General features: G+C 57.2%; 8 protein-coding genes and 2 pseudogenes. 3 read left to right on the top strand and 7 right to left on the bottom strand.

All coding sequences use genetic code 11. The features are described from left to right. Nucleotides 1-836, bottom strand: an 836-nt coding sequence (locus tag OCV66_RS15235) for an ABC transporter ATP-binding protein (RefSeq protein WP_147574633.1), incomplete at its 3' end; no start/stop codon positions are given. Between the two features lie 276 nt (nt 837-1,112). Between OCV66_RS15235 and OCV66_RS15230 the strand changes: the two are divergent. Beyond that, a pseudogene (locus OCV66_RS15230) lies at nt 1,113-1,301 on the top strand (manganese catalase family protein); the annotation flags it as partial. Nucleotides 1,302-1,307: 6 nt separating this feature from the next. On the opposite strand, the gene OCV66_RS15225 reads toward OCV66_RS15230, so the two are convergent. Both OCV66_RS15225 and OCV66_RS15220 read right to left on the bottom strand, forming a co-directional pair. After that, nucleotides 1,308-2,807: a recombinase family protein gene (locus tag OCV66_RS15225; protein WP_054328489.1), complete on the bottom strand. Its 1,500-nt coding sequence runs from the start codon at nt 2,805-2,807 to the stop codon at nt 1,308-1,310. Further along, entirely contained in the window at nt 2,804-2,998 is a 195-nt protein-coding gene (locus tag OCV66_RS15220) for a hypothetical protein (RefSeq protein WP_054328488.1), read from the bottom strand. Before OCV66_RS15220 ends, OCV66_RS15225 begins: the two co-directional genes overlap by 4 nt. Before the next feature lie 228 nt (nt 2,999-3,226). Between OCV66_RS15220 and OCV66_RS15215 the strand changes: the two genes are divergently transcribed. After that, nucleotides 3,227-4,750: a 4Fe-4S dicluster domain-containing protein gene (locus OCV66_RS15215; RefSeq protein ID WP_107630953.1), complete on the top strand. Its 1,524-nt coding sequence runs from the start codon at nt 3,227-3,229 to the stop codon at nt 4,748-4,750. 59 nt (nt 4,751-4,809) lie between these two features. Here OCV66_RS15215 and OCV66_RS15210 read toward each other — a convergent pair whose 3' ends face one another. Continuing rightward, on the bottom strand, nt 4,810-5,850 hold the full coding sequence (locus tag OCV66_RS15210) for an alcohol dehydrogenase (RefSeq protein ID WP_054328487.1): 1,041 nt from the start codon (nt 5,848-5,850) through the stop codon (nt 4,810-4,812). A gap of 28 nt (nt 5,851-5,878) precedes the next feature. Next, the gene (locus tag OCV66_RS15205; RefSeq protein WP_147574632.1) at nt 5,879-6,265 is read right to left on the bottom strand and encodes a (deoxy)nucleoside triphosphate pyrophosphohydrolase; all 387 of its coding nucleotides are present in this window, start codon (nt 6,263-6,265) and stop codon (nt 5,879-5,881) included. Between the two features lie 98 nt (nt 6,266-6,363). Between OCV66_RS15205 and OCV66_RS15200 the strand changes: the two are divergent. Beyond that, a pseudogene (locus OCV66_RS15200) lies at nt 6,364-6,588 on the top strand (manganese catalase family protein); the annotation flags it as partial. Between the two features lie 28 nt (nt 6,589-6,616). Here OCV66_RS15200 and OCV66_RS15195 read toward each other — a convergent pair. Further along, on the bottom strand, nt 6,617-8,182 hold the full coding sequence (locus OCV66_RS15195) for a recombinase family protein (RefSeq protein ID WP_243182512.1): 1,566 nt from the start codon (nt 8,180-8,182) through the stop codon (nt 6,617-6,619). A 73-nt stretch (nt 8,183-8,255) separates the two neighbouring features. Beyond that, entirely contained in the window at nt 8,256-8,402 is a 147-nt protein-coding gene (locus OCV66_RS15190; RefSeq protein ID WP_162838366.1) for a hypothetical protein, read from the bottom strand. Nucleotides 8,403-8,704 lie beyond the last annotated feature (302 nt).

The raw sequence follows: 8,704 nt of genomic DNA, 5'->3' as shown, positions 1-8,704 counted from the left end.
ATTTTACCATCTGGCCGCTTTGGGTATGCCCTTTTTCTTTTCATCATTTTCTCCATTCCCCCTATTGACTTTTTATTTGCAGACTTTACCTTGAGGTCGGCGGCCGCGCTGTCCGGCATATGCTTGCCAAGGAAATCGTGGATCAGTCCAGTCGCGGGATGCGCAAGCATTTCCTCGGGCGTGGCCATCTGTTCGATACGGCCGTGGTTCATGAAAATAATCAGGTCAGCCAGGTCGAGCGCTTCCTCCATGTCGTGCGTGACGAACACGATGGTCTTGTTCAGCTTTTGCTGTAAGGATTTCATCTCCTGCTGCAAGGTGCGGCGCGTCATGGGGTCGAGCGCGCTGAACGGCTCGTCCATCAGCACGATCGGCGGCGACGCGGCCAGCGCGCGCAGGATGCCGATACGCTGCTGCTGCCCGCCGGACATTTCAGACGGGTATTTGTGCGCGTACTGCTCATACGGCATATCGACCATGGCGAGCATGTCGCGCACGATCTGCTCGCATTGATCTTTCGGATACTTCAGCAGCCTGGGTACCACGCAGATATTCTGCGCCACCGTCATGTTCGGAAACAGGCCGATTTGCTGGATCACGTAGCCGATGCGGCGGCGCAGCTCGACCTTGTCCTCCTGGGCGATATCCTTCCCATCCACAAAAATACGTCCGCTGTCCGGCTGGATCAGCCGGTTGATCATTTTGAGCGTCGTTGTCTTGCCGCAGCCGGACGGGCCGATCAGGATGGCGAATCTGTTGTCCGGAATCTCGAAGCTCAAATCGAAAATCACCTGCTGGCTCCCATAAGACAGCGAAACATGTTCAAATTTAACCAAAGGCAACTCCTCTCCCTTCTCTGTTCCTGCCTCCGCTTCCGTTTTACGGCAAGCCGCGCAAACGCGCGCGGCGCCCTCTCTCCGCACGGCGCTGCCCCCCTGCAGCGCCGCGTAGTCCCCTTTGTATATTTTGTCTATAAAATTATGACAGAAAACAGCACTTTTGTCAAATCAAGAAGTTGAAAAGACGCTCCCTCCTTACCTGCGGCGCGCGGGAAAGTCATGGTATGGCGCGTGTCTCGGCGACCCGTGGCCGTGGGAAGGAGAGGATAATTAATGTGGTCATATGATAAACGCTTACAGTTCCCTGTCAAGATCAAAAATCCCGACCCGCAGACCGCCAAGATCGTTATTACCCAGCTTGGCGGACCGGACGGCGAGCTGGGCGCCTCCATGCGTTACCTCAACCAGCGCTATGCCATGCCGTACAAGGAGTGCAAGGCTATCCTGACCGATATCGGTACGGCGGGGTCATACCGGCCCCTTTACGGTGAATACCCATTCCTGCGGTATGCCCTGCAGCCGGAGCGCCGCCGTTCCATCCGGCCGGATCTCCATTCCGTCCAGCAGGGTGCGGTAAAAGGCGTCGCCGCAGCCCGACTCTCGCCGCAGGGCCGCGCGCAGCCGCTCCGCCGCCTCCTGCAAACCGGCCGCCGCCGCGGGCTGTGCCTGCAGGCGCGCGAGCCGCCCGTCATACTGCTCCGTCAGCCCGCGCAGCTCGGCCTGGGTAATCGCCCCCTCCAGAAAAGCGTCCAAGGCGCGCAGCCTTTTCCGCCGCAGTTTTTCGGCCTGCTCCCGCCGTCTTTCCGCGTCCTCCGCGCCGCCGGACTCCATCGCGGCTGTGACCGCCCCGGCCGCTGCCTGCACCGCCGCGTCCCAATCGAATACGAGGCTTTCCACAGCCTGCCGCAGCATGAACCACGCCGCCGCTTCAGGCAGGCCCCAGCCGATGCTGCACGTGTGCTTCCCGCCGCACACGGTCCGGCCGCACACCCAGCGCCGGTATAGGCTCCCGTCTTTCCGGCGCTTTTGGCGCGGCACCAGTGCGCTGCCGCACTGCCCGCACCGCAGCCTGCCGGAAAACGGATGCCCCGCCCCCGCGCCGGCTCCTGCGCCACCGCGCCGCCGCCGCCGTTCCAGCTCCCGCTGCACGGTCTCCCACAGCGTCCGGCTGACGATCGCCTCATGGTGGTCCCGCAGGATGATCTTTTCCTCCTCCCCGTGGTTGTATTTCTTTGCATGGGAAAGGTAGTCCGGCGTGATGCTCTTTTTCTGTATCAGGTCCCCCACATATTTTTCATTTCGGAGGATCTTGACGATATGGCTGCCCGACCACGACGCGCCGCCCCGACTGGTGCGGCAGCCTGCCGCCTCCAAGCCGCGCGCGATTTCGCCGGTACTTTTTTTCTCCTCCCCGTACTGGCGGAAAATCCTCCGGACAACCGCCGCCCCTTCGGGTTCAACCGTAAGTACCCCGTCCCGCACGGTGTAGCCCAGCAGCGAGCGGCCGAACACTACGCCCTGCTCCATGCGGCGCGTCTGCCCCCACTTGACGCGCGCCGAGGTGCGGCGGCTCTCCTCCTGCGCGATCGAACCCATGATGGACAGCCGCAGTTCGGCATCCGCGTCCCGCGTGTCGATTCCGTCGCTCAGGAACAGCACGCCCACGCCGAGTTGCTTCAGCTCGCGCGTATACGCGACCGTATCCAGGATATTGCGCGAAAAGCGGCTGACCTCCTTGGTCAGAAGCAAGGAAAAACGGCCCGCACGCGCGTCGGCCATCATGCGGTTGAACGCCGCGCGCCGCTTTGTCGAAGTGCCGGTCACGCCTTCATCCGCATAGATCCGGTACAGCGCCCAGTCGGGCTGGCGGCTGATAAACGCCTCGAAATACCGCTGCTGGCTGGCAAAGGAGCCCGCCTGGTCCTCCTTGTCCGTGGACACGCGGCAATAGGCCGCGGCCCAAATCACGGCCGCGCCTCCCGTCCTGCCGCCAGATCGTTCAAACGACGCCGCAGCTCCCGTTCCACCCGCGGGTATGCCGCCGCGTCCAGCAGACCGCAGGCCTCGGCCTCCGCCAGCAGCGCCCTGCCGCAGGCCTCCCAAAAGCGCGGTCCGGCCGGCCGCGCGCGTTCCCCTTTCATCACCGGCTGCCTGTACATTCCATCGCCTCCTCTATCAGGAGGATATGCGCCGCCTCCCCGCCGCTTTCCACTTCCCGCACAGTCGGACGTTGTCCGCACCGCAGAAATTTGTTAAATTTTCTACAATTTCTTTCTTTACAACAATTGTGTTTTGCTGTATGCTTATGATGGTTGTAAAGCAGCCCGATTTTACTGTAAAAACAGGATTTATCATATCATAACTATATTGAGGGGGACGAAGAAAGAATGAGAGGCGTAGAGACCCGTATCCAGGAGATCCGCCACAGGATTTTCCGCGAGGTAGCCCGTATGGCCTACCATACTGAATGGCAGGTGGACAAACGGATCGAAGAGCTTCCCTATGAGATCGTGCCGGGCGAGGTCGGCAATTTCCGCAACGACATCTTTTTGGAACGCGCCATTGTCGGCGAGAGGCTGCGCCTAGCCATGGGCCTGCCCTACCGCAGCGCGGCCGACCACTCTCCCATTTCGGACGGCATCGAGGCCGCCGACAAGCCCGAAACCTATTATACACCGCCGTTGATCAACATCATCAAATTCGCCTGCCACGGCTGCAAGGAGAACCAGGTCGTCGTGACCGAGGGCTGCCAGGGCTGCTTAGCGCATCCGTGTGTCGAGGTCTGCCCCAAGGGCGCCGTTTCGCTCGCCCGCTATAACGGGCGTTCGGTGATCGACCAGGAAAAGTGCATCAAGTGCGGCCGCTGCGTGGAGGTCTGCTCCTACAACGCGATCATCCATCAGAAGCGCCCCTGCGCCGCCGCCTGCGGCATGGACGCCATCCGCACCAACCAGAACGGCAAGGCGGATATCGATTACGACAAGTGTGTTTCCTGCGGCATGTGCCTGGTCAACTGCCCGTTTGGCGCGATCGCGGATAAGTCCCAGATCTTCCAGGTCATCCGCGCGATCCAGTCGGGCGAGCGCGTTTACGCCGCCGTCGCGCCCGCGTTCGTCGGCCAGTTCGGCCCCAAGGTCACGCCCGGCCGCCTGCGCGCCGCGATGAAGCAGCTCGGCTTTGCGGACGTTTTCGAGGTTGCGATCGGCGCGGACCTGTGCGCCGCGCAGGAGGCCGACGACTTCCTGGAAGAGGTGCCGGAAAAGCTGCCGTTCATGGCGACCTCCTGCTGTCCCGCGTGGTCGACCATGGCGAAAAAGCTGTACCCCGATTATGCCAACTGCATCTCCATGGCGCTCACGCCCATGACGCTGACCGCGCGCCTGATCAAGCACCAGCACAAAAACGCCAAGGTCGTATTCATCGGGCCGTGCGCGGCGAAAAAGCTCGAGGCCATGCGCACCGACGTTCGCAGCGAAGTGGATTTCGTGCTCACCTTTGAGGAAATGGCCGGTATCTTTGACGCCAAGCACGTTGAGCTGACCATGGTGCCGGAGGACCCGAACGGCGTCAACGACGCTTCGACCGACGGTCGCAACTTCGCCGTCTCCGGCGGAGTGGCGCAGGCGGTCGTCAACGTCATCAAGGAGAAGTACCCTGAGCGTGAGGTCAAAATCGCCAACGCAGAGGGCCTGCGTGAATGCCGCCACCTGCTTGCCGCCGCCAAGGCCGGCAAGTACAACGGCTACCTGCTGGAAGGCATGGCCTGTCCGGGCGGCTGCGTCGCAGGCGCGGGTACCATGCAGCCGATCCGCAAGTCCGCCGCCGCGGTCGGCATGTACGCCAAGCAGGCCGAGCACAAGACCGCAAGCGGCACGGAATACGTCAAGGAGCTTGACAAGCTCGTTGACTGACTGGCTTGAAAAGCAAAGAAAGGCCGCTCTTTTGGGCGGCCTTTCTGTCATTCCCGTACTTATCCCTCGGTCGTGACCGCGACCTTGACCACATTGTCGCGCCGGTGCTCAAACAGGTCATAGGCCGCGTCGATCTCGCACAACGGGAAAATATGCGTAATCAGGGGCGTTGTGTCCAGTCGGCCCGCCGCGATCAGGCGCAGGATTTCCGCGCAGTCGCAGCCATCCACGCCGCCGGTCTTGAAGGTCAGGTTTTTGCCGTACATATCGGGCAATGGCAGCATCTGCGGCGCGTCGTACAGCGCAACCACGGTCACCACCGCGTTGGGGCGCGCGCATTCCCAGGCAAGCCGGAAGCTGTCTGCGGTTCCCGCCACCTCGAGCACCGCGTCCGCGCCGCCATGCCGGCTGTATCGCCGGACAAAATCTGGCGCCTGCTCCGGCGTTACGGTCAGCACCTCCGGATACCGCTCCTCCACAAAACGGCGGCGCACCGGATCCGGCTCGCAGACGATCACCCTGCCCGGGCCGCGCAGCCGCGCGCAGAGCAGCGTGCAGATACCCGTCGGGCCGGCGCCCAGAATCAGCACGGTATCTTCGGGCTTGATCTCCGCGATGCGCGCCGCCCAGAAGCCGGTCGCCAACACATCCCCCACAAACAGCGCCTCACGGTCGGAAACGCCGTCCGGAATCACATTCAGCCCCTGGTCGGCATACGGCACGCGGACGTATTCCGCCTGTCCCCCATCGATACGGCAGCCAAGCGCCCAGCCGCCGTTCGGGTCGATACAGTTATTGACATAGCCGTGCTCGCAGAAAAAGCACCGGCCGCAGAACGTTTCGACATTGACCGTCACCCGATCGCCGGGTCTGACCGCCGTGACCGCCGCGCCCACCTGCTCGACCACGCCGACCATTTCATGCCCGACGGTCACGCCCGGCACCGCGCGCGGCACAGAGCCGTGCTTGATATGCAGGTCGCTCGTGCAGATGCTCGCCAGCGTCACGCGCACGACCGCGTCGTGCGGGTCCTGAACGACCGGCACGGGCTTGTTTCTGAGCGCGAATTTCCCGCGCTCCATATAGGTATACGCCAGCATAAACGCCGTCCTCCTTGCGTACTGGTTTTTACTCGGCCGCCCCGCGCAGGCGGGTGAGAATCGCCTCGTCCGCAGGGCAGAATTCATATTCCGGTATTTCCGCCGGTGTGATCCAGCGCAGCGCCTCATGCTCCAGAAGCTGCGGTTCCCCTGCGGTGATGCGGGCATTGAGCAGCGTCAGGTGGATGGACATATCTGGATACACATGCGTGACCTCCATAAACGACGCACCCGGCGCAACGGTGATCGCAAGCTCCTCCCTGCACTCACGGATCAGCGCTTCGGACTGGCTCTCGCCCGGCTCGACCTTACCGCCCACAAATTCCCAGAGCGATCCGCGCTCCTTATGCGCTGGCCGCTTGCAGATCATAAACCTGTCTCCGTCCCAAATCAGGGCGGCTACGACTTCTTTCATCCGTTCATCCGCTCTTTTCCCTGTGCTTGATGCACCTATTATAGCGCCGCGGGGCGCGGGCTGTCAAATCCGGCGGGCGTCATTTCGACCCCGCCGCAGGTACAGAGGAGCTGGCGCACATGGAGATGATCTCCGCTATTGTGTACCAGCTCACCCGCAACCTGACGCCCGAACAGATCAAAGAGGGCGGCTTCGACACCTATTTTGTCGATCATACGACCGGTATCTATCCGCAGTTCGCCTCCGGCACGCCGTGGAGCGCCATGACGTTCCAGTCCAAGGGGGATCCGATCACCGACCTGTTCGAGGATATGGCAGCAGATGGTGCAATCATATAAGAACAACTTTAAATTAAAAGTTCCAGTGAATCTCAATCGGAACGTCCCTTGTTCCCTGAATACGCTTGCCGACAGATATGTAATCAATCAGTATTTCCACGATTTCACGATTAAGGTGTTCCAAGCTGGAATATTGTTCGATAATTTGACGGCGGTTATCGCCCACCGTGATTTTTTCCTCGATTTCGCCTAACTGTTTTTGTCCGTCAACAATCCCACGTTCCAATCGGGCTCGCTCCGTAGTAAAGTCCTTTGACATTTCCACATAATCATTTTCGGATATTAACCCCTTTACCTTATCCATATAAAGTTCACGGATACCTTTGGAAAGCTCGGCAACCTTTTTCTCATAAACAGCTATGTCAGAGAGCAAGCATTTTTTCTGTCCCTGCAAGTTATCACAAAATTCTATGTTCTGTTCTAACTCGTCTTTATCAAGATACTCGACCGCCAGTTTATTGATCTCGTCGATAACCATTCTTTCCAGTTTATCAACAGAGATAAAGGAACCAATACAAGCGTCCTTTGTTACATGATGGTTAGAGCATTTTAGATAATGCTTTCCGCCGCGCCGAGGGGCTGATTTAGAAGAACGCATAGTGTAGCCGCAATTTGCACAACGGGCTTTTCTTGCAAATAAACCGACTGTGCCTACGTCAAAGGGCTTTGCTCGCTGTACAAGCAATGCCTGCACCCTATCCCACAACTCCCTGTCAATAATAGGCTCATGTGTTCCCTCAACACGATACCAATCCCTTTTCGGACGCGGCTTATTTTGTTTGGTTTTATAAGACACGCTTCCATATTTTCCCTGCACCATATTGCCAATGTAGATTTCGTTTAGCAGCATATCGGAAATAGAATAGTATTTCCAAAGGGTACTGTTTTTTGTTTTCGGCGATTTATAACGCAAGCCATGCAGACGTTTATATTCTGTTGGATTAGGTATACCCCTGTCATTGAGTATACGGGCGATTGCAGTTTTTCCGTATCCTTGTGAAAACAGGGTGAAAACTTCACGGACAACGGCTGCCGCTTCTTCATCGATTATCAAATGCCCTTTCTGGTCGGGATCTTTCTTGTATCCATAAAGAGCAAATGCACCGATATGAAAACCGTTTTTCCGTCTGTTCGTCAAGACGCTGCGGATATTATCAGACATATCCTCTAAATACCACTCATTGACAAGCCCGTTAATTTGTCGTGATTTTTTGTTGCCCTTGTTTGCGGTATCTGCATTGTCAACTATACTGATAAAACGTATGCCCCATATCGGGAATAAACCGTGAATGTATTTTTCCACCAACTCAAGTTCACGAGTAAAGCGTGATTGCGTCTTACAAAGAATAATATCAAACCTGTGTTGCTCCGCGTCTTTTAGTAGACGGTTAAATTCCGGTCGTCGCCTATCAGCACCGGTATAGTCGTCGTCGCTGTAAATGTTGTAAAGTTCCCACCCCTGTTCCATAGCATATTGCAGCAGCATCGCCTTTTGGTTCTGAATACTGTTGCTGTCATCCGTTTCAAATTGCTTGTTTCTATCTTCTTCAGATAAGCGGCAATAAATAGCTACTTTCATATTCATATCTCCTTAGAGATAGGAACAAGCTGCTTCTTGCATATTATACCATGCAGAAAACAGCTTGTCATTGCTATTTTGTAAGGCGCACCGTCTTGTTTTTCTCTATTCTATTTATCATCTCAGCCCACTTTTTTGTGAATTGAGCCTTTGAAGTCGTGCTTTCGCCACTTTTGAAAACACTTCTGCAAAGTATCTGGTTTTTATCATCATTTGCCATGATTAGCCTCCTTTCCACGATTGGCTAATACATTATATGAATAGCGGTAAGCCCTCTATTCCAATGCAATAGGGTACAGCGGATCATCTCATCTCGCATGACTGTCAATTGCGTTTTTCAATCAGGCTCATCATACGTCTGTGGCACATACCGCCCATATTTCGGTTTCTAATCTTTGTTCATAATTAAACTGCAATTACCATGTTAGGTCCGCAGGTATTCAGCCGCCGATGGTCGCTGTTGATCTGCTCATTTAACCCAGCGGATTGCAACTTTCCGGCGCTTACTTCATAGGAACGCAT

The organism is Agathobaculum ammoniilyticum, from assembly GCF_025567315.1.
GTDB classification, from domain to species: domain Bacteria; phylum Bacillota; class Clostridia; order Oscillospirales; family Butyricicoccaceae; genus Agathobaculum; species Agathobaculum ammoniilyticum.
Note: the sequence above shows the minus strand (reverse complement) of the source record. Positions and strands in the feature narration are given on the sequence as shown.